This window comes from Actinoplanes lobatus, assembly GCF_014205215.1.
Taxonomy (GTDB): domain Bacteria; phylum Actinomycetota; class Actinomycetes; order Mycobacteriales; family Micromonosporaceae; genus Actinoplanes; species Actinoplanes lobatus.
In genome coordinates, this window is the sequence record NZ_JACHNC010000001.1 from 6,084,869 (window position 1) to 6,105,949 (window position 21,081).

At 71.1% G+C, this 21,081-nt stretch carries 23 protein-coding genes; 10 read left to right on the forward strand and 13 right to left on the reverse strand.

Translation table 11 applies throughout. The features are described 5' to 3' along the window. Nucleotides 1-20: 20 nt before the first annotated feature. Nucleotides 21-692, forward strand: coding sequence for a hypothetical protein (locus BJ964_RS27875; RefSeq protein ID WP_188123442.1), 672 nt, complete (start codon nt 21-23; stop codon nt 690-692). 63 nt (nt 693-755) lie between these two features. Then, complete coding sequence (locus BJ964_RS27880; RefSeq protein ID WP_188123443.1) at nt 756-1,865, forward strand: hypothetical protein; 1,110 nt, start codon at nt 756-758, stop codon at nt 1,863-1,865. A 91-nt stretch (nt 1,866-1,956) separates the two neighbouring features. On the opposite strand, the gene BJ964_RS27885 is transcribed toward BJ964_RS27880, so the two are convergent. After that, the gene (locus BJ964_RS27885) at nt 1,957-2,370 is read right to left on the reverse strand and encodes a TrmH family RNA methyltransferase (RefSeq protein WP_203832583.1); all 414 of its coding nucleotides are present in this window, start codon (nt 2,368-2,370) and stop codon (nt 1,957-1,959) included. Nucleotides 2,371-2,614: 244 nt separating this feature from the next. Between BJ964_RS27885 and BJ964_RS27890 the strand changes: the two genes are divergently transcribed. Next, entirely contained in the window at nt 2,615-2,974 is a 360-nt protein-coding gene (locus BJ964_RS27890; protein ID WP_188123445.1) for a metalloregulator ArsR/SmtB family transcription factor, read from the forward strand. Further along, nucleotides 2,971-3,450, forward strand: coding sequence for an SRPBCC family protein (locus tag BJ964_RS27895; protein ID WP_188123446.1), 480 nt, complete (start codon nt 2,971-2,973; stop codon nt 3,448-3,450). The genes BJ964_RS27890 and BJ964_RS27895 overlap by 4 nt, the downstream gene beginning before the upstream one ends. Here the strand turns inward: BJ964_RS27895 and BJ964_RS27900 are convergent, their stop codons facing one another. Then, nucleotides 3,451-4,845, reverse strand: coding sequence for a phenylacetate--CoA ligase family protein (locus BJ964_RS27900; RefSeq protein ID WP_188123447.1), 1,395 nt, complete (start codon nt 4,843-4,845; stop codon nt 3,451-3,453). A 31-nt stretch (nt 4,846-4,876) separates the two neighbouring features. Here BJ964_RS27900 and BJ964_RS27905 point away from each other — a divergent pair, with 31 nt between their 5' ends. Both BJ964_RS27905 and BJ964_RS27910 read left to right on the forward strand, forming a co-directional pair. Next, nucleotides 4,877-5,533, forward strand: coding sequence for a hypothetical protein (locus BJ964_RS27905; protein ID WP_188123448.1), 657 nt, complete (start codon nt 4,877-4,879; stop codon nt 5,531-5,533). Nucleotides 5,534-5,543: 10 nt separating this feature from the next. Further along, complete coding sequence (locus BJ964_RS27910; RefSeq protein ID WP_188123449.1) at nt 5,544-6,014, forward strand: N-acetyltransferase; 471 nt, start codon at nt 5,544-5,546, stop codon at nt 6,012-6,014. Nucleotides 6,015-6,134: 120 nt separating this feature from the next. On the opposite strand, the gene BJ964_RS48200 is transcribed toward BJ964_RS27910, so the two are convergent. From BJ964_RS48200 to BJ964_RS27945, 7 genes are all read right to left on the reverse strand, one after another. Further along, complete coding sequence (locus BJ964_RS48200) at nt 6,135-7,676, reverse strand: hypothetical protein (RefSeq protein ID WP_229806761.1); 1,542 nt, start codon at nt 7,674-7,676, stop codon at nt 6,135-6,137. A 51-nt stretch (nt 7,677-7,727) separates the two neighbouring features. Then, nucleotides 7,728-8,144: a S26 family signal peptidase gene (locus BJ964_RS27920; RefSeq protein ID WP_188123450.1), complete on the reverse strand. Its 417-nt coding sequence runs from the start codon at nt 8,142-8,144 to the stop codon at nt 7,728-7,730. 65 nt (nt 8,145-8,209) lie between these two features. Beyond that, entirely contained in the window at nt 8,210-8,434 is a 225-nt protein-coding gene (locus BJ964_RS27925) for a hypothetical protein (protein WP_188123451.1), read from the reverse strand. 76 nt (nt 8,435-8,510) lie between these two features. Then, nucleotides 8,511-9,269 (reverse strand): AfsR/SARP family transcriptional regulator, encoded by a 759-nt coding sequence (locus tag BJ964_RS27930; protein ID WP_188123452.1) that lies wholly within the window; start codon nt 9,267-9,269, stop codon nt 8,511-8,513. Beyond that, on the reverse strand, nt 9,266-11,143 hold the full coding sequence (locus tag BJ964_RS27935; protein WP_188123453.1) for an ABC transporter ATP-binding protein: 1,878 nt from the start codon (nt 11,141-11,143) through the stop codon (nt 9,266-9,268). The genes BJ964_RS27930 and BJ964_RS27935 overlap by 4 nt, the downstream gene beginning before the upstream one ends. Before the next feature lie 150 nt (nt 11,144-11,293). Next, nucleotides 11,294-11,818: a redoxin domain-containing protein gene (locus BJ964_RS27940; RefSeq protein WP_188123454.1), complete on the reverse strand. Its 525-nt coding sequence runs from the start codon at nt 11,816-11,818 to the stop codon at nt 11,294-11,296. Between the two features lie 35 nt (nt 11,819-11,853). After that, nucleotides 11,854-12,387 (reverse strand): MauE/DoxX family redox-associated membrane protein, encoded by a 534-nt coding sequence (locus tag BJ964_RS27945; RefSeq protein WP_188123455.1) that lies wholly within the window; start codon nt 12,385-12,387, stop codon nt 11,854-11,856. A 302-nt stretch (nt 12,388-12,689) separates the two neighbouring features. Here BJ964_RS27945 and BJ964_RS27950 point away from each other — a divergent pair, with 302 nt between their 5' ends. Together BJ964_RS27950 and BJ964_RS27955 are read left to right on the forward strand one after the other, a co-directional pair. Further along, entirely contained in the window at nt 12,690-14,174 is a 1,485-nt protein-coding gene (locus BJ964_RS27950) for a sensor histidine kinase (RefSeq protein WP_229806771.1), read from the forward strand. A gap of 7 nt (nt 14,175-14,181) precedes the next feature. Further along, nucleotides 14,182-14,832 carry a response regulator gene (locus BJ964_RS27955; RefSeq protein ID WP_275407711.1) on the forward strand — a complete coding sequence of 217 codons (651 nt, stop codon included), beginning with the start codon at nt 14,182-14,184 and terminating at the stop codon, nt 14,830-14,832. Here the strand turns inward: BJ964_RS27955 and BJ964_RS27960 are convergent. After that, nucleotides 14,753-15,391, reverse strand: a complete 639-nt coding sequence (locus tag BJ964_RS27960; protein ID WP_229806762.1) for a phosphatase PAP2 family protein — start codon at nt 15,389-15,391, stop codon at nt 14,753-14,755. The genes BJ964_RS27955 and BJ964_RS27960 overlap by 80 nt on opposite strands. Nucleotides 15,392-15,587: 196 nt before the next feature. Here BJ964_RS27960 and BJ964_RS27965 point away from each other — a divergent pair, with 196 nt between their 5' ends. Together BJ964_RS27965 and BJ964_RS27970 are read left to right on the forward strand one after the other, a co-directional pair. Next, nucleotides 15,588-16,907: a lipase family protein gene (locus BJ964_RS27965; protein WP_188123458.1), complete on the forward strand. Its 1,320-nt coding sequence runs from the start codon at nt 15,588-15,590 to the stop codon at nt 16,905-16,907. 36 nt (nt 16,908-16,943) lie between these two features. Continuing rightward, nucleotides 16,944-17,834, forward strand: coding sequence for an LLM class F420-dependent oxidoreductase (locus tag BJ964_RS27970; protein WP_188123459.1), 891 nt, complete (start codon nt 16,944-16,946; stop codon nt 17,832-17,834). 214 nt (nt 17,835-18,048) lie between these two features. Here BJ964_RS27970 and BJ964_RS27975 read toward each other — a convergent pair whose 3' ends face one another. The 3 genes from BJ964_RS27975 to metX are packed head-to-tail and all read right to left on the reverse strand — an operon-like array spanning nt 18,049 to nt 21,017. Beyond that, the gene (locus BJ964_RS27975) at nt 18,049-18,525 is read right to left on the reverse strand and encodes a CoA-binding protein (protein WP_188123460.1); all 477 of its coding nucleotides are present in this window, start codon (nt 18,523-18,525) and stop codon (nt 18,049-18,051) included. Then, nucleotides 18,522-19,823, reverse strand: a complete 1,302-nt coding sequence (locus BJ964_RS27980; RefSeq protein WP_188123461.1) for an O-acetylhomoserine aminocarboxypropyltransferase/cysteine synthase family protein — start codon at nt 19,821-19,823, stop codon at nt 18,522-18,524. The genes BJ964_RS27975 and BJ964_RS27980 overlap by 4 nt, the downstream gene beginning before the upstream one ends. A 45-nt stretch (nt 19,824-19,868) precedes the next feature. Beyond that, nucleotides 19,869-21,017 (reverse strand): homoserine O-acetyltransferase MetX, encoded by a 1,149-nt coding sequence (gene metX, locus BJ964_RS27985; protein ID WP_188123462.1) that lies wholly within the window; start codon nt 21,015-21,017, stop codon nt 19,869-19,871. Nucleotides 21,018-21,081 lie beyond the last annotated feature (64 nt).

The following is a 21,081-nucleotide window of genomic DNA, read 5'->3' on the forward strand; positions in this document are numbered from 1 at the left end:
ATGCATGATTCTCGCGTTGAATGCATGGGAAGGATCTCGAAGCCAGCAACGCCCCGACCGTGCTCGGCTGGCTGGAACGCGAAGGACCCCGCAGTCTGCTGACTACCTTGGCGACCGCTTCCGGTCCGGTCACTCACGAGACCCTGGACGCGCACCCCGCCAAGTTCGTGTCCTACCCGCGCGCCGCGCTGGTGGCGCACCAGGCGCTGCCCGAACGCGACGAGCATCTCGCCTCGTTCATCAGATGGCTGCCGGCCCAGGTCGACGCCGTCCAGGACCCCGGTGACCGTCACACCCTGCGCCGCTACCTCACCTGGACTCATCTGCGCCGGCTCCGTGCCGCCGCTGAACGTGGCCCCTTGGTTTATGGGCAGCTTGCCGGTCCCAGGGGCGAGCGTCCCACCGGACGCACCATCATCGGACGCGAAGCCCAGCACCCCTGGCTCTTCCCAGGCGGGCACGCCGGCCGCCACATCAGTGCGGCCCGCATGGGCATCCGACTGACCGATCTCGGCTTCTCCACCCGAGCCGGCCGCGCCACCGCGCTGATGGAGCTCGGCGCCGAGCTGCCACCGGTCGTCCTCAGCAAGCTGCTGGGCATCCACATTCACACAGCAACCGCCTGGTCGCAAGCGGCCGGCCACACCAGAACCGGCTACACAGCGGCGTTGAGCCGACGACGCCGCAAATGACCGCAACACGTCCCGCTCACCAGCGGCGCCCTTGCCAAGCACCGGGCCGATAGGCTCCCCGCCGTGGCCGTCACCTCGAACGACATCCTGACCGAGAACACCGCCAAACGCCTCGCTGGCGACAACACCATCGTCTGCGAGACCGACGGCGCGTCTATCGTTCTCGGCAACGACGCCATGGTCATCATCGCCGAGCGGGGAAACGGCCTGGACATCAGCGGTGTATGGAACAGTCGGCGGTTTCATCTGCACGGGCCACTCGTCGAGGACGTCGCCGTTCGGCTGTTCGGACACCAACCAACCTCGCCGCAATTCAGCTGGGCGGCACAACGCGACGTCCGGCCAATCCACCTGCTGACCCGCCTCCCCGCGGGCTGCCTCTACCTCGGCCTCGGCAAGCCCGCACAGGGCCATTACACCGACGATGTCCTGGTCAGCGCCGAGCTGACAATCGACCCAGAACTGACCGACGAGCTTTTGGACCGCGTCTGGCCGCCCACTGAACCCGACACTCTGCCCGACCAGACCTGGCTCGCCAACATCCAGGCCAGCCCGACCACTGCACTCAAGCAATTCGTCGAAGGCTGGGTCCCCGAAACCGACGACGACCTCGGCGAGTTCGCCACGAGCGGCTGGACCGTGCCCGAACCACTGGCCGCCTTCTACCAGCTGGCCCGGTATCGGCCAGCCCTCCTCGGCCGGCAAAACTTCCTGATACGCCCGGAGAAGTGGAAGCTGACACAGGATGGTCTCATCGATTTCGGACACGAGAACCAGGGAGGCTTCATCTGGCTCTTCGATCCTTCGGACGCCGACCCCGTGGTATGGATCGACCAAGACGATTACGGCCTGCGGCCTGAACACGAGCGGATGAGCGGCTTCCTTCTCAAATTCGCCGTCTACGAGACGATGATGAACGCCCACTACATGGCCCTGAGCACCGAGCTCGAAGCCGAGCACGTTGAGATGGTCACAGCGAGATTGACACCGCTGCCGTGGAAGCCATGGCGCTGGCCGAATGACTCGACGCGCTTCTTCGTTGCGCCAGGCATGATCGCCGAAGTGACCGACTCCTGGCACGGGAAGTTCTCGATGTGGATCGGCGCCGCGCACCGTGGTGTGCTACGCCCACTGCGTGGTCTCGAGATCCCGTGGAGGCGGTTCGACGGCTGAGCCCGCCCCACGACGGCTACCCGTCGACCCTGGGCATTCCGCACGTTCTGATATCCGAACCCGCCAATATTCGGCATGGCGAATCCTGACGTCACAGCAGCCCGGCCAGCCTGTAGAGCACCAGCGACCCGGCCACCGCGACGTTGAGGCTCATCCCGGTGCCGACCATGGGAATCTCCACGGCGCCGTCGAGCAGGTCGAGCGCCTCCGGCGGGATCCCGGTGGCCTCGTGCCCGAGAACCATGACGGTCCGTCGCCGGGCGGCGGGCAGGTCGGCGAGCCGGACCGCCTCGTCGGCGAGTTCCACCCCGACGACGTTCGCGCCCGCCCGGCGTTCCTCGGCGAGCCAGCGCAGCGGATCGCCGACCCGGTGCACGCAGGCGGGTTTGCGCAGCGTGTTGCCGCGGGCGAGGGCTTCGTCGACCCAGCGGAACGGGGGCACCGCGAGGCACGCGCCGACGGCGTCACAGGTGCGCAGGAGGGTGCCGAGATTGGCGCCGTGCATCGGCCAGAGGGGCGCCGCGACGAGATGCCCCCAGCATCGGTGGCGACGAGGGCGGCGGGCCGACCGGATCTCCCCGGGAGTCCGGGTGCGGATCGCGGGCTTCACCGGGCGAGAGCGGAGACGCTCCAAAAATCAAAGATCATCTGGTACGTGCTTGTCGGCGCACGTGGGGCCATCGACGAGGGATGTTCCGCCGAGCAGCATACATCCTCCGGACGCGTAACAAATGAGTTACGCTTCCCGGGTGGACGAGGTGGCGGGCGCGATCGCCGACCCGGTGCGGCGCGAGATCCTGCTGATGCTGCGCGGTCAGCCGATGACGGCCGGGCAGGTCGCGGACCGGTTTGCGATCAGCCGGCCCGCGGTCAGCCGGCATCTGCGGGTCCTGCGGGAGGCCGGGCTCGTCCGCGACACCGCCGACGGGCGGCGCCGGGTCTACCAGTTGGTCACCGCGCCGCTCGACGAACTCGCCGGGTGGCTGGAGACGCTGCGGCGCCCGGCCGGATGGCAGCACCACCTCGACGCCCTGGAGACCGAGGTGTACCGAACCCGCCGAGAACGGCGCGACGTTTCCGTTTCCGTTTCCGAGAAGGAGAGCGCATGAGCCCGACACCCACTGGCCGGATCCTGGGCGGTGACCTGGTTTTGACCCGCAGCTTCCGTGCGCCCGTCGACGACGTCTGGGCCAGCCTGACCGATCCTGAGCGGACCGCCCGATGGTTCGGCCCGTGGAAGGGTGACGGCGGTCCCGGCAACACCATCCAGGTCCAGATGGTCCAGGAGGAGGGGCGGCCGTGGATGGACATGACCATCGACGCGTGCGAGCCGCCCCGTCGCCTGGCGCTCTCCGCCGTCGACGACTACGGCAGCTGGCATCTCGACATGGTGCTCACCGAGACGGGCGGCGTCACCGAACTGCGTTTCACCCAGCACCTTTCCGGCACGGAGAACGTCGGCGAGGTCGGTCCCGGCTGGGAGTACTACCTGGACCTGCTGGTGGCGTCCCGCGACGGCACCCCGTTCCCCAGCTTCGACGACTACTACCCGGCCATGAAGGACCACTTCGAATCGCAGCGCTGACTACGGCGGGGTGACCGGGCGGGTGTAGCGGTGCTTCACGCCGCGCGGGAAGAACTCCGGGTCGTCGGCGGGGCGCAACTCGATCCGCGGCGTCTGGTGCTCCGGCGGCACGTAGTTGGCGAACTCGCTGTTCAGGCGTAGCAGCTCGGTGCGGATCGAGGCGGCGGCGAGCGCCGAACGCTCCGGTGTGGGCTCCGCGTCCGCGGCCAGTTCCACCACGACCGACAGATGCCGGTCACGGTCCTCGTCCTCGATCGTACGGAGCACGAAGCGCCCGGTCGTCCAGTCGCTGACCCCCGGCCGTTCCAGGCCGACGGTGACGTTCTCCGGGTAGACGTTGGCGCCGAAGAACGACACGGTGAACAGGGAACGGCCGAACACGTACACGAACGGCAGTTCCGGGCCGTCACCCGGATCGAAGCCGTGCTCCCGGCAGAGCGCGACCATCTCCGGGTACGACAGCAGCCCGCCCTCGTCCGCGATGTGATACCTGACCAGTGGCACCATGCCGTCGGCGCTGAACGCGAGCGTCCCGTCCGGCGCCGTCTCGAACCGGCGGGCCGCCGGGTCGTACTGAACAAGCGTCGGCAGCCGGGAGTCGCCGAACAGCTTCGTGGCGACCTCCGGGCGGTCGGCGAGAAACCGCCTGATCCGTACGCTCAACGCCGTCTCGTTGCCGAGCACCCCGGCGTCGGCCGTCCCGTACAGCGACGCCACCCCGGACACCGGGTCGGTGATCCCGGCCCGGGCGGCGACCAGATCCCGCCACTGCTCGCTGAACACCTCGCCGGCCAGGACCAGCTTCACGTCGTACTCCGGCCAGTTCACGCCCCGGGCCGGACCGGCGTCCATGACGTTCTTCACGAACGGCGGATAGCCCAGCAGCACCACCTGCTCGAAGTGCCCGCCCAGCTCGCCGACCACCCGCAGGATCTCGCCGATGTCGTTGCCCGGGGCGGCCACCGTGACCGGAAACCCCGCGGCCGACAGCTGACGGCAGGCCGCGACCGTGTACATCCCGCCGACCCAGTTGCCCAGCGCGAAACACACCACCGCCAGGGTGCTGCGCCGGTCCGCGCCGAACCCGTCCCGGAACACCTGCGCGAACCGGGCGGTCACCGGCTCCTCGTCACGCACCGAGCGCGGCCACACCGTCGCCCGCCCCGACGAGCCGGACGACAGCGCCACCATCGCGGCCGCGTCCAGCCGCCCGCCCCGGCACCGCTCCGGCAGCGGGAACCGCAGGTGGTAGCCCTCTTTGGTCATCAACGGGATCCGTGCCGGGTCGCTGACGGTGGCCGGGTCCACGCCCTGTTCGGCCAGAAACCGCCGATAGGCCGGAACACTGCCGGCCGCGTCCCGGAACAGATCCAGAATCGTGGTGTCGAGCTGCATACCGCCAGCCTGCCCTATCTAGACTCACGCGGTGCCGCAAAGCCGTTTCGTCGACAGCGGGCGATGGCTGCCCTCGTTCGCCGGGGAGTTCCTCGTCCGGTGCCCGCGCTGCCCGGCCACCGCGACCGTCCGGCGGGACTGGGACCGGGACGCGCGCTGGTGGGAGCCCGCCGCGGTGACCTGCGGCGGCTGCGGCTTCGCCCGCCGCCAGGACCGGCGGGCCGGGTGCGAGTGCGGGCGCTGCCGCCGCCCACTGCCACCGGGCTGGTCCGGACCGGTACGGGTCTGCGTACGCGGGCACTGCGGCACCTGCGGCAGCCCGGTCGGGATGTGGCGGCGGGAGGAGGCGGCGCCCGGCTACCGGACCGTCACCGTGGACTGCGCCACCTGCGGGGCCACCGGGGAGCGCGGATACGACCTGCACCCGGTGACCGTCCCGGACGCCGTCGTCGACAACTGCTTCGGCCTGCCGCTGCGGTTGCAGGCGCCGTGCGCGGGCCACACCCTGTGGGCGTTCAACGCCGCCCACCTCGCCTACCTCAAGGACTACCTGCGCGCAGGGCTCCGGGAACGGCACGACGCCCCCGCCAAGTCGGTGATCTCCCACCTGCCGCGCTGGCTCAAACAGGCCGGGGTCCGGTCCGAGGCCCTCCGCGTGGTGCGGCGCCTGGAACACCTGCTGCCGTAGGGTTCGGGGCATGCTGGTCGACGGCTCCTTCGAGGTTCCGGCGTCATACACCGCCGGTGGACTGCGGCTCGAACTGCTCGGCCCCCGCCACAACGAGGCGGACCACGCGGCCTGGACGTCGAGCATCGACCACATCCGGTCGACCCCCGGATTCGACCGTGGCTGGCCGCCCGTGGGCGGGATGACGCTCGCCGAGAACCTGGCCGACCTGGAGAGCCACGCCGACCGGTCGGCCCGCCGGGTGGACTTCGCGTACTCGGTCCTCGACCCCACCACCGGCGATGTGGTCGGTTGCGTCTACCTCAAGCCCACGGCGGCCGGCGAGATCCAGGCGACCTCCTGGGTTTCCGCCACCCACGCCCACCTGGACGGTCCACTGACCGACATCGTGGGCACATGGCTGCGCGAGTCGTGGCCGTTCGAGACCGTCCACTACCGCACGGGCCGCACTCCGATCACCATCCGCGGAAATCCCGGCTGACCCGGTTCCCGCAGCCTGCCCACCCGGCTGCGCCGCTCCCCGACCTGGGACCAAGGCCGCGGGACGCCGCACCACGCCCGGACCAGCGCCGCCACCCACCTCAATGGCAGACCCCGCAGGTCACAGGGCGGCGAGGAAGCGGTTGACCTGGCGGTGGCTGGTGAAGCGCAGGTAGCGGGCGTCTCGGCCGTGTTCGGCGATGAGAGCCTCGACGCGGGGGCGCATCGTGCGGCGGTAGCGGATCACGTACCTGAGGAAGGGCAGGGTGATCCGGTGCCGGCCGCGGCGCCGGGCGATGCCCCACAGGCAGGTGTGTGCGGGCAGATCGAGGAGGATGACCGTGTCGGCGCGGGTCAGGCGGATCGGTAGCGTCGACGCGTAGTTGCCGTCGATGATCCACCAGTCGGCGGCCACCAGGTCGCGCTGCGTCGCGGCGAATTCTCCGGCGGGGGCCGGGTTCCAGTCATCGTCGTAGTAGCGGTCGTCCAGGTGGGTGACGGGGAGACCGAGCCGGTCGGCGAGCTGCCGGGCGAGGTGGCTCTTGCCGGCGCCGCCGCAGCCGAGGATCGCGATGCGCTGCATCGGTGTCGATGTGTCCTCGTGTTCCGCCGGGCCGGGGGACAGGAGACTGTCGACGATCCGCAGGTAGGCGTCCACCTGCCCGGACGGGGCCAGGCTGGGCGGATCCGTGTGGCTGAACGTGGATACGATCCGCTCGGCCAACCGGAAGTCGCCATCGTCGGCGAGCGCCGCGGCGAGCTCGACCATCGCGTGTCTGCGCCAGAACCGGTCGTCCATCGAGGAGAGCAGGTGGCGGGCCCGGTTCTGGGCGCCGGTCCGGGCGTACGCCGCCACCAGGAACCTCTGGGCGCTACCGCGGATGTTGTCGTTGGTTGCCGCGGCGATCAAGGGCTCGGCCCGCCCGGCCAGTTCCATGGCCCGTTCCGTGGCGTCGAGGTGGCTGAACATCGCGGCCACGTGCGCGTAGCCGTCGGGCTGCTGGTCGGCGCTGAGGTCGGGCAGAAGCAGCGCGGCCTCCTCGGCCACCTCCAGGGCGTCCGCCACGCGGTCTTGGCCCAGCAGGGTGTACCCGATCAACATTCGGACGGTGACCGGGTCCTCCAGCGAAGGGGTGTCGCGGGTGAGTTGTGCGGCCTCGTCGGTGAGGCGGGCGGCGTCGTGTGGTTCGACCACGCTGGGCGGCTGATCTAGCTGGGCGCATTGGGCGAGCGACAGCAGCGCGCGGATCCGCGCCAACGGATCGGGGAGGGACCGGGCGAGTTCCTCGGCGGGGCCGAGGTGGCCGAGGAACGTGATGATCGTGGCCAGCTCAACTTGCGCGATCATGGCAAGACTGGCGTGTTCGATGGTGGGAATCAGCTTCCGAGCCCTGCGCATGTGACGTCTTACCCGGTCCAGGGCGCCGACCCGGGCGTACGCGTTGGCCATTGCCAGGTGGTGAAGGGGATCGTTCGCCCCGGCCCTGGCGCCGGCCGCCGTGGCGGTGGCGGTGGCACGTTCCAGGTCGCCGAGCCGGGTCCAGGCGCAGGTCACCGCCACCAGGTAGCGGGGGCCCCACGGAGACGCGTCGAGGGATCGGGCCAACTGCTCGGCGCGGTCGGTCAGCGCCCGGGCCCGTGCCAAACGGCGGGATGCGGTCAACCGGCGGGTCTCCCTCGGGAGTCGGTGCGGCGTGATCCGAGGGTATCCGGGTCATCCGGCCGAGCGCAGCCGTCCCATCACGACGCCGGCCACGTCGGTCAGCGGGATGAAACCCCAGACGCGCGAGTCGATGCTCTCCGGATGGTCGCCGAGCAGCACGCCCATCCCGGGCGGCACGGTGCGGCCGGCGTGCGCCACCGACTCCGGCGCCGGGTCGCCCGGGAGTGCGGCCAGCCTCTTCACCAGCCACGTCGTCACGTAGGCGCCGTGGCGGCGGTCGCCGTCGGGGTGGTGGGCGATCACCACGTCGCCGCGCCGAAGCCGGCGGGTACGGCGTACCAGAAGGCGGTCTCCGGGGTTGAAGGCCGGCGACATGCTGTCGCCGACGACGTCGATGAGCAGCAGCCGCCGCCGCGCCAGGGCGAGCCCGCCGATGGCCGCGAGCATGGCCAGAATGCCACCCACCATGCCGGTTCGGTCCCTTTCGATGGCGGGATGGTGGCCGGCCCGGCGGGACCGGCCACCCGGGAGTGTCAGCAGCAGCCCGCGCGTGAGCTGTAGTACGGCCCTGCGCAGCTGCGCTGCTGGGAGGCGTAACAGCGGGGCGAGCCGCTGACGATCCGGTTGTAGTAGTAGGTGCAGACGGGGCCGCCGCAGCCGATGTAGGCGAGCGTGCAGTTCGTGCACGCGGACGCCTTCGCCTTCGGCAGCATGACGCTCAGCATCTTGTCGCCCAGCCGGGCGATGGTCCTGGTCATGCGAGTCGTTCCCTTCTCGATGAACCCGACGAGGTGTCGGCGCGGACCGAGCCTCACAACGGCCGCTAACGAGCCGCTAACGATGCGCTGTCGCCGATCGGCTGCGGACGGTGTCGATCAGGTGGGCGATCCGGTGGCCCGGCGCCACGCCTAGGCCGCTGGCGAGAGTGCGGCTCAACCGGTCGTGAACCGCCAGGGCCGCCGCGATGTCGCCGCGTTCGAGATGTGCCGCCATCAGGTGCTCCCAGGCGCGTTCCCGGTACGGGGCCTGCCGCACCAGCGATTCCATGGCGTCGATGGCGGCGGCCGGATCGCCGAGTGCCAGGTCCGCCTCGGCGAGGTCCTCCATGACCCGCCAGCGGCGTTCGTCGAGCGCGTGCGTGACACCGGCCGCCCAGGCCGACCGGAGGTCCGCGCACGCCGACGCGCCGCGCCACATCGACAGTGCCGTCCGTAGCAGTTCGGCCCGCTCCGGCAGGCCGGCGTCACGGGCCCGCCGGATCAGTTCGTCGTGCCGGACCAGGTCGGTGGTGACCCGATGCCGGCACAACACGTACCCCGGAGGTTTGGTCTGCAGGGCGTCGGCGGCGCCGAAGCCGGCGAGAGTCTGGCGCAGCGCGCAGATGTGGCCTTGCAGTTTGGTCGTGGCGGTCATCGGCGGGCGGTCGTCCCAGATGGCCTCGAGCAGTTCCGGCACGCTGAGGGTGGTGCCGAGGCCGAGGCTGAGGGCGGTCAGCAGCGCACGCCGGCCGGGTCCGCCGATGGCGGTCATCGGGTGGCCGGCCACGGTCACCTCGAGCGGGCCGAGCAGCGACACCCGGACCGTCGCGGTCATGGCGTCGCCCCGGTGACGAGCACGTCGTAGCCGGACGCCTGCAACCGGAACAGTTCGGCGTAGCGGCCGTTCGCCGCCATCAGGGCGGCGTGGCCGCCCTGTTCCAGGATCCTGCCGTCGCGCAGGACCACGATCAGGTCGGCGTCCCGGACGGTGTTGAGCCGGTGCGAGACGAGCAGGCTGGCGCGGCCGTGCCGCAGCGACGACAGCCGCCGGTGGATCTCGTGTTCGGCCTCCACGTCCAGCCCGGACGACGGCTCGTCCAGGATCAGCAGGTCCGCGCCGTCGCGCAGGCAGGCCCGGGCCAGGGCCATCCGCTGCCACTGACCGCCGGACAGCACGACACCGGCGGACGGGTCGGCCTCATCGGTGAACGCCCTGGTCAGCACGGTGTCGTAGCCGCGGGGGAGGGCGCGCAGGACGTCGTCCACCCCGGCGGCGCGGGCCGCGGAAACGATGCGTTGCGGGTCGTCGGTGGCGGTCACGTCCCCGACGGCGATGTTGTCGTGGGCGGACAGCTCGTAGGACATGAAGTCCTGGAACGTCGCGGAGATCCGGGCCCGCAGCGAGGCCGGGTCCAGGCCGGTGATGTCGGCGCCGTCCCAGCGGATCACGCCCCGGGTCGGCGGGTAGAAGCCGCAGATCAGCTTGACCAGAGTGGACTTACCCGCCCCGTTCTCGCCGACGACCGCGAGCGAGGCGCCGTACGGGACGGTCAGCGTGACGCCGCGCAGTACCCAGTCGTGGTCGGGGGAGTAGCGGAACCAGACGTCGTCGAGCTCCAGCCCGTGCCGCAGCGGCGGCGCCTCCGGCAGCGGTACGGCGGGCGCCCGCCCGGCGGCGGTGACGTCCACGTAGTGACCGAACATGATCATCGTTTCGCCGGCCATCGCGAGCTGCTGGACGAGACCCGAGACCGACATCTGTACGGCGGCGAGCGCCGCGATCACCACGACCAGGTCGCCTACCGTGCCGTGGCCGGCCAGCACCTGCCGCACGAAGACGGCCAGCGCGACCAGCGACACCACCCCGGTCAGCGCGGCCAGGGAACCGTCCACCCATAGGGCGATCCGGTCCTGCCGCCGCTCCTGGGACTGGGCGGCGTGCAGCTCACGCATCATCCGGCCGCGCAGGAACCCGCCGAGCCCGAACAGCCGGATCTCCTTGGCGGCGCGCATGTCGAGCAGCAGCCCGGCGTAGAACGCCTGCCGGCGGAACAGTGGCGCGGTGCGTTCCAGCATCTCGCCACGCAGCCGGGCCAGCCGGATCTGGGCGGCGAGCGTGGGGGCGGCGGCCAGGAACACCAGGGCCGCCACCGGACCGGACCAGACCACGAGGGTCGCGGCGAACGTGCCGATCGTGATCAGTTCCTGGCCGACCCCGAGGAACATGGTGCTGAGCTGGGTCGGGGCGTACCGGCTCGCCTCGCCGGCCAGGCGCAGCCGGTCGTGGTAGCCGCTGTCCTCGAGTTCGGCGAGGCCCGGGTGCGCGGACACCGCGGTGAACAGTTCGGCCTGGGTGCGGACGAGGACCCGTCGTTCGGTCTCCCGCTCCACGTAGTGCGACACGTGCGCGATGACCGGGGTGAGCAGGCCCAGGAGGCCGAGGCCGGCGACGCCCAGGACGATCTCGGAGGTGTCGTGTGCGGACAACCCTTCGATGATCGCCCGGGTGAACCAGGCGACCGCCACCGGCGTCAGCCCGCCCACGACCATGAGCACGATGCTGAGCCCGGCCGCCCACGGCGCCGCGCCCACGTGGATGGCGAGCGCTCGGCGGGTCAGCGTTGCCGCGCGCCGCACGCCCGGTAGCCCGGCCGGCCGGCTCGTCGCGGTGGCTCCGGGGCCGGGTGCGGCATTCGCCAGCTCGCTCATGACGCCACCTCCGCTGCGCTCCGGCGTCGCCATGAGTTCGAGACTGAGCTGAATGATTCGCTCGCAAGCTCGCTCATGACGCCACCTCCGCTGCGCTCCGGCGTCGCCATGAGTTCGAGACCGAGCTGAATGATTCGCTCGCAAGCTCGCTCATTGGCCGCCCAGTACGTCGTCCAGGCCGTGGTCTCGGTTCAGCAGGACACCGGCGTCGTCGAACAGCAGGAACGTCGGCGTCGCCTCGGCCTGGAAGACGCTCATCATGTCGCTGGTCCCGGTCTCGACGATCAGCCGCCCGGCCTTTTCGAGCCGCGGCGACAGGTCGTCGGTGTCGCCGCCGGCCACGGTCAGGACGCTGACCACGGAGATGCCCATGGCGGCCAGGTCGTCGGCGCGTGCCGCGAGCCGGTCGGCCTGGGCCGGGCAGTGGTGGCAGCCGGCCGAGAAGAATCCGATGAGCGCCTGTGTTCCGGCCAGATCGGCGTGGGACAGCCCGCCGTCCGGTGACGTGAACTCGGGCATCGGGTCACCGGGACGCATCCCGGTGTCGGGTGGTGTGGTGATCTCGATGAGCCGCTTCTCGGTCTCCCGCAGCCGCCGGATGACGGCGCCGGTCAGGACCAGATCGAGCAGGACGAGCGCGGTGAGGACAGCAACCGCTACGGACAGCAGGGCCATGGGTCTCTCCGGTGTGGTCGGTGGTTCCGGACGAGTCAGCGGACGGGGGTCGCTCCGCGGAAGAGCCAGACGATCTCGTCGAGCCAGGCCAGCATGGCCACGCCGATCGCCGCGACCGCGACCGCGGCGAGGGCCTGCGGGGCGGTGATCCCGGTGAGCGGATCGGCGGGGCCGGCGAGCGTGCCGACGGCGACGGCACAGAGCAGCGCGGCGCGCAGCACGTGCCGGCGGGACACCGGGGCGCTGGATGCCCCGAAGCAGTGGCAGCCGGCCCGGGAGCCGCGCCGGACCGCCGTGGCCAGGGCGGCGGTGAAGACCGCGAACAGCGCCGCCGCCAGGGTCAGGCCCACGGTGGCGCCGGACGGCCGGAGCAGGGCCGCCACCACGATCGCCTCGGCGGCCACGGCCGCGGCGGCGACCGGACGGGCCCAGCGGCGCGGTGCCAGACCGAGATCCACGACGGCGCCGGCGAACGCGGCGAACCCGGCGCGGCTGCGCAGTTTGCTGATCAAGGAGATGGCGAGAACGCCGGTGAGCAACAGAATGCCAATGACGGTGACGACGCGCATGAGGCCCCCGATGACCGCGTGTCGATGTCTTAACAAGTACGAATCAACGGTTAGGAAACTACGTCCCTCGATCGACGCTAGTCAACCGCTTCGGTGAAGATTCCGGTATTCCATGTGAGCGCTCACAGGCGTACGACGGTCGTTGATCTTCCTAGTCGCAGCGGATGAGCGAGCCGAAAGGTTTGATCTAGGCGTTCCGTTGTTAGCGCGTCACTCGGCCGGAAAGTCTGCTGAAACAATCGCGTCCCGATCCGTTTTCCAGCCATTCCGTGGGCGCCGGTAGCCTTGGTCCCGTGCTCCGGATGATCTCGCTGGCGGCGGTGATGGCCGCCCCGCTGCTGGCCGGGCCGCTCAACGAGGGCCTGCCGGTGTGGATCACCCCGCTCAACCTGCTCCTCGTCGCCGCGGCCCTGGCGCTGCACCGGTCCCGGCCGTCGGCGGCGGCGCTCGGCCCGCTGGCCGCCAGCGCCGTCGACTGGCGGCTCCTCCCCGCCGCGGCGATCCTGTGCTACCTGGCGGGCCGCCGCGAGCCGCCGGCCGCGACCACCCTGGCCGGGCTCGCCGGTGTGCTGGCCTTCGGCACGGCGGTTCCCCTGCTGCGCGGCCCCAACCTCTACGGTTGGCTGGTCTGGATCACCGGTGTGATCGTTCTCGGCCTGCTCCCGGCCCTGATCGGCTCGTTCCGGCGCCTCCAGGCCGAGCTCGTCCAGGCGGGCTGGGACCGCGCCGCCCAACTGGAACGCGAACAGCGGATCGTCGCCGATCAGGCCCGCCTCCAGGAACGCGCCCGCATCGCCCAGGACATGCACGACTCCCTCGGCCACGAGCTGAGCCTCGTCGCCCTGCACGCCGGCGCTCTCGAACTCGACGGCACCCTCACCGGGGAACAGCGGGCCGCCGCCTCCGAGGTCCGTGCCGGGGTGACCACCGCGGCCGACCGGCTCAGCGAGATCATCGGCCTGCTCCGCGACGACGACACCCCGCCGCGCCCGGCCGGCGACCACATCGAGGCCCTGGTCGACCGGGCCGCAGCGGCCGGTGTGCCGGTGGAGCTGACGGCCACCGGCGACCACGGCGACGTGGCGCCCATGCAGTACCGCGCCGCCCACCGGGTGGTGCAGGAGGCGCTGACCAACGCCACCAAACACGCCCCGGCCGCTCCCGTACGGGTGCTCGTCGACCGCACCGGTGACGAGATGACGGTGACCGTCCACAACGGGCCACCCCCGCGCCCGCCGGTGGAGCGCGTGCCCCACGGCGGCCGCGGCCTCACCGGACTCGGTGAACGGGTCGGCCTCGCGGGTGGCGTCCTGCGTGCCGGACCACTGCCGGACGGCGGGTTCCAGGTGGTCGCCCGGTTACCGACACGGCCCGGTCCGGTGCTCGAAGCCGGCCCGGACCCCCTCCCACCGGCCGGGCCGGAGACCGCCCGCCGCAGGGCCCGGCGCGGGCTGGCGCTCGCGGTCACCCTGCCCACGCTGCTCACCGCCGGGCTGGCCGGCACCCTGATGGCGGTCTACGCCCACGACAGCCGCACCTCCCACCTGACGCCCGAGCGGTTCCGGGAACTGGCCGTCGGCGCGAGCCGCGACGAGATGGCCGGCCGGCTCCCCGAACGGCAGGCGCCCGAACACCGCGACGAGAACGGCCCGCCCCCACCGCCCGGCAGCGCCTGCGAGTACTACCGGTCCACCGCCGGGTTCCTGCCCACCCCGTTCGACGTCTACCGGCTGTGCTTCCGCGACGGCCGGCTCGTCGCCAAGGACGTGCTCCCACCGAGCCGCTGAGAGGACCATGTTGATCCGCGTGCTGCTCGCCGACGACGAGGCGCTGATCCGTGCGGGCGTCCGCGCGATCCTCGCCGCCGACCCGTCGATCGAGGTGGTGTCCGAGGCCGCCGACGGCCGGGAGGCGGTGGAACAGGCCCGGCTGCACCGCCCCGACGTCGCCCTGCTCGACATCCGGATGCCCGTCATGGACGGTCTGGAGGCGGTCGCCGAGATCCGGCGGACCGTGCCGTCGACCGCCACCGTCGTGCTGACCACCTTCTCCGAGGACGAGTACATCGCCCGGGCCCTGGACGGCGGCGCCAGCGGGTTCGTCCTCAAGACCGGCGACCCCCGCGAGCTGATCGCCGGGGTGCGGGCCGTGGCCGAGGGCGGCGCCTACCTGTCGCCGCGTGTCGCCCGACGGGTCATCACCCACTTCCGCGGCGGGCACGTGACCCGGGGCGCGGCGGCCCGCGAACAGCTGGCGGTCCTCACCGGGCGGGAACGCGACGTCCTGCGACTGGTCGGCGAGGGACTGTCCAACGCGGAGATCGCGGCCCGGCTGCACCTCGTCGAGGGGACCGTGAAGGCACACGTCAGCGCGATCCTGGCCCGCCTCGGACTGCGGAACCGGGTGCAGGCCGCGCTTCTCGCGTACCAGGCTGAAATGCTCTGATCAGCGGGAGCCGCGGCAGCAGGGTGACCGCGATCGCGGTGGCGACCGCCCCGATCAGGAAGCCCGCCACCACGTCGTGCGGGTAGTGCACGCCGACGAACACCCGGGAGAATCCGGCCAGCAACCCGACCGGCAGCGCCAGCAGGCCCGTCCGCCAGGAGACCAGCAGGATCGCCACGACCAGGGCGGCCGCGACGGTGCTGTGGTTGCTCGGGAACGACCAGTCCCCGGTGGGTGGGCACTCGCTCGCCACGATCGGCAGATCCGGGAAGGTACGGCAGGGGCGTTCCGCGTCCAGGTAGGTCTTCGACCACTCGCTCAGCCCGTACGCGAGCACCACCCCGACACCGCCGGCCAGCACTCTCGTCAGGGCCGGGCTGCGGCGGGCGCGCCAGAGGGTCAGCGCCCACATTCCCGCCAGCAGCGCCACGCCCAGCTCGGTGAAGTGCGCCATGAAACCCTGCACGAACTCCGGGGTGGTGGCCGCCCACTCGACGATCGCCCGATACCAGCCGCCGGCCACATCCGGAACATTCTCGATCCGCGTCTCGATTGCCATGCCCATGAACCGTAGGCACGGCCGGGCCTCCGGACATTGAACGTCGGTCAGGACCGGCCCCTGACGAAAGTGAGGGTACTGGAGTGAGGGATTCAACCTCTGGAATGTCTCACTACCTCTGGTTACCGTCCGGTAACACGCGCGACTCATCGGAAACAGTCGATGAACGTGCGGGCTCACCCGAGGGAGGCCGGACATGTCCGTACGAACCCGCATCGCTGCCGCACTGCTCGCTGGAACCGTCGCCGGGGTGACCGTCCTACCGGCCCAGCTGGCCGAGGCCGTCACGTCCCGTCGCGTCACGATCCCGGCCTTCTACACCCCGCCGGCGGTGCTGCCGGCGTCGAACGGCACGCTGATCCGCACCGAACCCCTCAAACTCGCCCTGTCGCTGCCCGGCATCACCGGCACGCTGCCGGGCAAGGCGACCCGCATCATGTACCGGTCCACCGACGCGGGCGGTGGGCCGGTCGCCGTGACCGGCGCCTACATCGAACCGTCCGCCGCCTGGCGCGGACCCGGCGCCCGCCCGCTGGTCGTGCTCGCCCCGGGCACGATGGGCCAGGGCGACCAGTGCTCCACCTCGCTGGCCCTCCAGAAGGGCCTGGTCGTCGGCCTGGGCACCCAGACGACGGTCTCGATCGGCTACGAGGTCCTGGCGATGTACCGGCTTCTCGCCAAGGGCATCGCTGTCGTACAGACCGACTATGTGGGACTCGGCACCACCGACCGCCTGCACACCTACGTCAACCGGATCGATTCCGGCCACGCCGTGCTCGACGCGGCCCGGGCCGCCCTGGCGCTGCCGAACACCTCGCTCACCGAGCGGTCCAGCGTCGGCCTCTACGGTTACAGCCAGGGCGGTGGCGCGGTCGCGTCGGCCGCCGAACTTCAGGCCACCTACGCCCCGGACGTGCCGCTGAAGGCCACCTACGCCGGCGCGCCCCCGGCGAACCTGGCCGACGTCACCGCGGCCATCGACGGCAGTGAGCTGCTCGGCGCACTCGGCTGGTCGGTGAACGGCTTCGCCCAGTCCGAACCGGCCCTCCAGCCGCTGTTCGACCGCTACCTCAACGACGCCGGCCGGTCGACGCTCAAGAAGCTGTCCACGATGTGCGTCGGCGACGCCCTCCTCACCTACGCCAACAAGCGGAGCACTGCCTGGACGACCACCGGCCAGTCGGTCTCCGAGATCATCGAATCCGAGCCGGCGCTGCGCGACTACATCGCCGGGCAGACCATCGGGAAGCTCAGGCCCACCGGCGTGGTCCGGGTGGCCACCGGCGTCAACGACAACCTCGTCCCGTTCGCGCAGGCCCGCGTCATGGCCGCCGACTGGTGCCGGCTCGGCGGCGACGTCGTCTTCGCCCCGATCAGCCTGCCCAAGCTCCCCAGCCCGGTGATCAACCACTTCGGACCGCTGCTCAAGGACCAGGGCACCGCGATCGGCTGGCTCCGCGACCGGCTGGCCGACCGCCCGGCCACCGCCAACTGCTCCGCCGTGAACGGATCGTAAAACCTGTCAACAGGGGGATCTCACTAGGCTGGCGGCATGACGCCGCGCATCGGAGTGATCTTCCCGCAGACCACGCTGGGCGCGGACCGCATCGCGGTCCGCGCCTACGCACAGGCCGTCGAGGAACTGGGCTACACCCACCTGCGGGCCGCCGACCACGTGCTCGGGGCCGACCGGGCGGCCCACCCCGGCTGGACCCGCCCCTACGACGTCGACAGCACCTTCCATGAGCCGTTCGTCCTGTTCGGCCACCTCGCCGCGATCACCTCGCTGGAACTGGCCACCGCCGTCATCATCCTGCCGCAGCGGCAGACCGCCCTGGTCGCCAAGCAGGCCGCCGAGGTCGACCTGCTGACCGGCGGCCGGTTCCGGCTCGGCATCGGCGTCGGCTGGAACCATGTCGAGTTCGAGGCGCTCGGCCAGGATTTCGACAACCGCGGCCGCCGCTACGACGAGCAGATCACCCTGCTGCGCCGCTACTGGACGGAGCGGTCGATCACCCACCACGGCGAATTCGAGACGGTCACCGGCGCCGGCATCGCGCCACACCCGGTGCAGCGGCCCATCCCGCTCTGGTTCGGCGCCGGCTCCGTGCCCGCCTACCGCCGCATCGGCCGGCTCGGCGACGGCTGGTTCCCGCAGCTGGCGCCCGGCAGCGCCGAACTCGAGGCGGCCCAGCGCGTCATCAACCGGGCGGCCGTCGAGGCCGGACGCGACCCCGCCGCCATCGGCCTGGAGGCCGCCGTCTCATGGACCGGCTCCGCCGACGAACTGGCCGAGAAGGCGCAGGCGTGGCGGGAATCCGGCGCCACGCACCTTGCCGTCAACACCACCCAGCCCGGCATCACCACGGTCGACCAGCACATCGACGCCCTCACCCGGGCTGCCGCCGCCCTGAACCTCAAACCATCTCTCCGGTACGCGTGACCTCGCCCCGCCCGATGTGGACCGTCCCGCCCGCTCAGCGCGAGCCGGCTGCCCACTCCGGGCCGTGCCGCGCCCGCCGGGCTTGAGTGGGTGGTCCCGCAGGCCGGCCCCGCTGCGACTCCAGCCCTTGCCACCGCTCACGGCAAGGGCGGGGCGGGTGGCCCGTACCGGAAAGGGCGAAGGTTGGTTTTGTCCAGTTGGATGGAGGGGTGGCCTACTGGAGGCCGGAGCGGACCGAGGTGATGCGCTGGGTGTTGAAGCCGAGCCAGTGCATGCGGCCGACGTAGCGGGCGTGTTCGACCTTGAGGCAGCGGTCCACGATGACGGTCAGGCCGCCGGATGTGGCGATGTCCGCGCCCTCCTGGTTGATCACGCCGAACTGGGTCCACAGGGTGCCCGCGCCGATCGCCACCGCCTGCCGGGCGATGTCCGGCAGCGCGCTCGGGGCGCGGAAGACGTTGACCACATCGATCGGGACAGGTACGTCGGTGAGGCTCGGATAGGAGGTCTCGCCGAGGATCGCGGACTCGCGCGGGTTGACCGGGATGACCCGGTAGCCGTGCCGCCGCATGTAGTAGCCGACGAAATAGCTGGCCCTCAACTCGTTTCCGGACAGCCCGACGATCGCGATCGTCTTCGCCGTGTTGAGCACCCGCTGGATGGTCAGCGGATCCTGGTATCGCGTGGTCACGGCTGCGCCACCTCCCGGAAGCCCTGTTCCAGGTCCCAGATCAGGTCCTCGACCGACTCGGTGCCGACCGACAGCCGGACCGTTCCCGGCCCGACCCCGGCGGCCCGCAGTTCGTCGTCGCTCAGTTGCCGGTGTGTGGTGCTGGCCGGATGGATGATGAGGCTCTTCGCGTCGCCGACGTTGGCCAGGTGTGACCACAGCCGGACGCCGCGGATGAGGTTCTGGCCGCCGTCGCGGCCGCCCGCGCAGTCGAACGAGAAGACCGCGCCCGGGCCGAGTGGCAGGTATTTCTCCACCAGCGGCCGGTAACGGCTGCCGGGCAGGCCGGGGTAGGTGATGCTGGACGCCAGCGGGTGGGTGGACAGGAATTCGGCGACCCGCCGGGCGTTCGCCACGTGCCGTTCCATTCGCAGCGACAGCGTCTCCAGGCCCTGGAGGAACAGGAACGCGTTGAACGGCGACATCGCGCCACCCAGGTCCCGCAGCGTCTCGGCGCGCAGCTTCATGAGGTAGCCGTAGGTGCCGAAGGTCTCGTGGAACTTCAAGCCGTGGTAGGCGGGCGAGGGGTCGGCGACCACCGGGAAACGGCCGTTGGACCAGTCGAACGTGCCGGCCTCCACGACCACGCCGCCGATGCTGGTGCCGTGCCCGCCGATGAACTTGGTGGCCGAGTGCACCACGATGTCGGCGCCCCAGTCGATCGGCCGGCACAGGTAGGGCGTGGCGAACGTGTTGTCCACGACCAGCGGCAGCCCGTGCTCGTGGGCGATCCCGGCGATCGTGGCGATGTCCAGGACGTTGCCACCCGGGTTGCCGATCGTCTCGCCGAAGAACGCCTTCGTGGTGTCCCGGACCGCCTTGCGCCAGAGTTCCGGGTCGTCCGGGTCCACCCAGGTCAGCTCCACGTTCATCTTGCGCAGCAGATGCTTGAGCTGGTTGACGGTGCCGCCGTAGAGGGCCGACGACGCGACCACGTGGTCACCCGGCTCCAGCAGGGTGAACAGGGCCGCCGCCTGGGCCGCGATGCCGCTGGCGAAGGCGACCGCGCCGCTGCCGCCCTCCAGGTTGGCCACCCGCTCCTCGAAGACGGCCACGGTCGGGTTCATGATGCGCGAGTAGGTGTTGCCGTACTCCTGGAGGTTGAAGTAGGCGGCCGCCGACTCCGGATCCTCGAACACGTAGCTGGTGGTCTGGAAGATCGGCACCGCCCGGGCGCCGGTGTTCGGATCCGGCCGCTGCCCGGCGTGCAGCTGTCTGGTCTCGAACCCGAACTCGTGCGGCTCCTCCGCCCGGGTCATGCCGTCACCTCCGCTTCGCTCCGGCGCCGGCATGCGCAAGCTCGCTCATGAGATTTTCGCCTCCAGGAAGTCGCGGACGATGGGGGTCTGCCGGGCCTCTTCCAGCAGGAAGCAGTCGTGGCCGTAGGGCGCGTCGATGACGTGGTTCTCCACCGGTCTTCCCAGCCGGGTCAGCACGTCGGCGATCTCCCGGGAGGCGGCCGGCGGGTAGAGCCAGTCGGAGCTGAAGGAGATCAGCAGGGTACGGGCCCGGACGCGGGCCAGGGCGGCCTCCAGCGAGCCGTGGTCGCGGGCCAGGTCGAAGTAGGTGAGCGCCCGGGACGTGTAGAGGTAGGTGTTGGCGTCGAAGCGGCGCACGAACGAGGCGGCCTGATGGCGCAGGTAGCTCTCCACCTCGTACTCGGGTTCGCTGATCGTGTAGCGGATGTCCGTGCCGGATTGCAGGCGCCGCCCGAATTTCGCCGCCAGGCCCGGCGCCGACAGGTAGGTGATGTGCCCGACCATGCGGGCCACGCCCATCCCGGCGTCGGGGGAGCGGCCGGTGCCGTAGTAGCGGCCGCCCTGCCAGTCGGGGTCGCGCTGGATCGACTCGCGGGCGATCGCGTTCCACGCCACCCCCTGCGGTTGCAGCGCGTGCGTGGAGGCGATCACCACGATCGCGCCGACCGCATCCGGGTGGTCGACGGCCCATTGCAGGGCCTGCATGCCGCCGAGGGAGCCGCCGGCCACCGCGGCCAGCCGGTCGATGCCGAGCTGGGCCAGGAACGCGCGTTCGCACCGGACCATGTCGGCGACCGTGATGACCGGGAAGTCCGGCCCGTACGGCTCGCCGGTGGCCGGATCGGCCGACGACGGGCCGGTCGTGCCACGGCAGCCGCCGAGCAGGTTGGTGGAGACCACGAACCAGTGGTCGGTGTCGAACGCCTTGCCCGGCCCGATCATGCCGTCCCACCAGCCGAGGCTCTTCTCGAATCCCTCCCGGGTGCCCTCCTGCGGGGGAACCGCGGCGATTCCGGCGGCGTGTGCGTCACCGGAGAGCGCGTGGCAGACGAGAATGACGTTGTCCCGATCAGGGGCGAGGGTGCCGTACGTCTCGTAGGCCACCCGGACCGACCGCAGCTCGCGCCCACAGTCGAGTGGCAGTGGCTCCGGCAGGTCCAGGAACCGCGTTTTCACCACACCAACTGTCGTCATCAGGAAACAACGCTAGGCCAGGCCAAGATCATTGTCTAGCATCCCGATGGGTGTTGTAGATGAG

Excerpts from the sequence above, each read along its gene's own strand:
- BJ964_RS27920 (WP_188123450.1), bottom strand. The coding sequence starts at position 8,144 with ATGGTGGGTGGCATTCTGGCCATGCTCGCGGCCATCGGCGGGCTCGCC.
- BJ964_RS27980 (WP_188123461.1), bottom strand. The coding sequence starts at position 19,823 with ATGACCCGGGCGGAGGAGCCGCACGAGTTCGGGTTCGAGACCAGACAG.
- BJ964_RS27945 (WP_188123455.1), bottom strand. The coding sequence starts at position 12,387 with ATGCGCGTCGTCACCGTCATTGGCATTCTGTTGCTCACCGGCGTTCTC.
- BJ964_RS27955 (WP_275407711.1), top strand. The coding sequence starts at position 14,182 with ATGTTGATCCGCGTGCTGCTCGCCGACGACGAGGCGCTGATCCGTGCG.
- BJ964_RS27930 (WP_188123452.1), bottom strand. The coding sequence starts at position 9,269 with ATGACCGCGACGGTCCGGGTGTCGCTGCTCGGCCCGCTCGAGGTGACC.
- metX (WP_188123462.1), bottom strand. The coding sequence starts at position 21,017 with ATGACGACAGTTGGTGTGGTGAAAACGCGGTTCCTGGACCTGCCGGAG.
- BJ964_RS27950 (WP_229806771.1), top strand. The coding sequence starts at position 12,690 with ATGATCTCGCTGGCGGCGGTGATGGCCGCCCCGCTGCTGGCCGGGCCG.
- BJ964_RS27970 (WP_188123459.1), top strand. The coding sequence starts at position 16,944 with ATGACGCCGCGCATCGGAGTGATCTTCCCGCAGACCACGCTGGGCGCG.
- BJ964_RS27875 (WP_188123442.1), top strand. The coding sequence starts at position 21 with ATGCATGGGAAGGATCTCGAAGCCAGCAACGCCCCGACCGTGCTCGGC.
- BJ964_RS27900 (WP_188123447.1), bottom strand. The coding sequence starts at position 4,845 with ATGCAGCTCGACACCACGATTCTGGATCTGTTCCGGGACGCGGCCGGC.
- BJ964_RS27940 (WP_188123454.1), bottom strand. The coding sequence starts at position 11,818 with ATGGCCCTGCTGTCCGTAGCGGTTGCTGTCCTCACCGCGCTCGTCCTG.
- BJ964_RS27960 (WP_229806762.1), bottom strand. The coding sequence starts at position 15,391 with ATGGCAATCGAGACGCGGATCGAGAATGTTCCGGATGTGGCCGGCGGC.
- BJ964_RS27935 (WP_188123453.1), bottom strand. The coding sequence starts at position 11,143 with ATGAGCGAGCTGGCGAATGCCGCACCCGGCCCCGGAGCCACCGCGACG.
- BJ964_RS27965 (WP_188123458.1), top strand. The coding sequence starts at position 15,588 with ATGTCCGTACGAACCCGCATCGCTGCCGCACTGCTCGCTGGAACCGTC.
- BJ964_RS27895 (WP_188123446.1), top strand. The coding sequence starts at position 2,971 with ATGAGCCCGACACCCACTGGCCGGATCCTGGGCGGTGACCTGGTTTTG.
- BJ964_RS27910 (WP_188123449.1), top strand. The coding sequence starts at position 5,544 with ATGCTGGTCGACGGCTCCTTCGAGGTTCCGGCGTCATACACCGCCGGT.
- BJ964_RS27885 (WP_203832583.1), bottom strand. The coding sequence starts at position 2,370 with ATGCACGGCGCCAATCTCGGCACCCTCCTGCGCACCTGTGACGCCGTC.
- BJ964_RS27925 (WP_188123451.1), bottom strand. The coding sequence starts at position 8,434 with ATGACCAGGACCATCGCCCGGCTGGGCGACAAGATGCTGAGCGTCATG.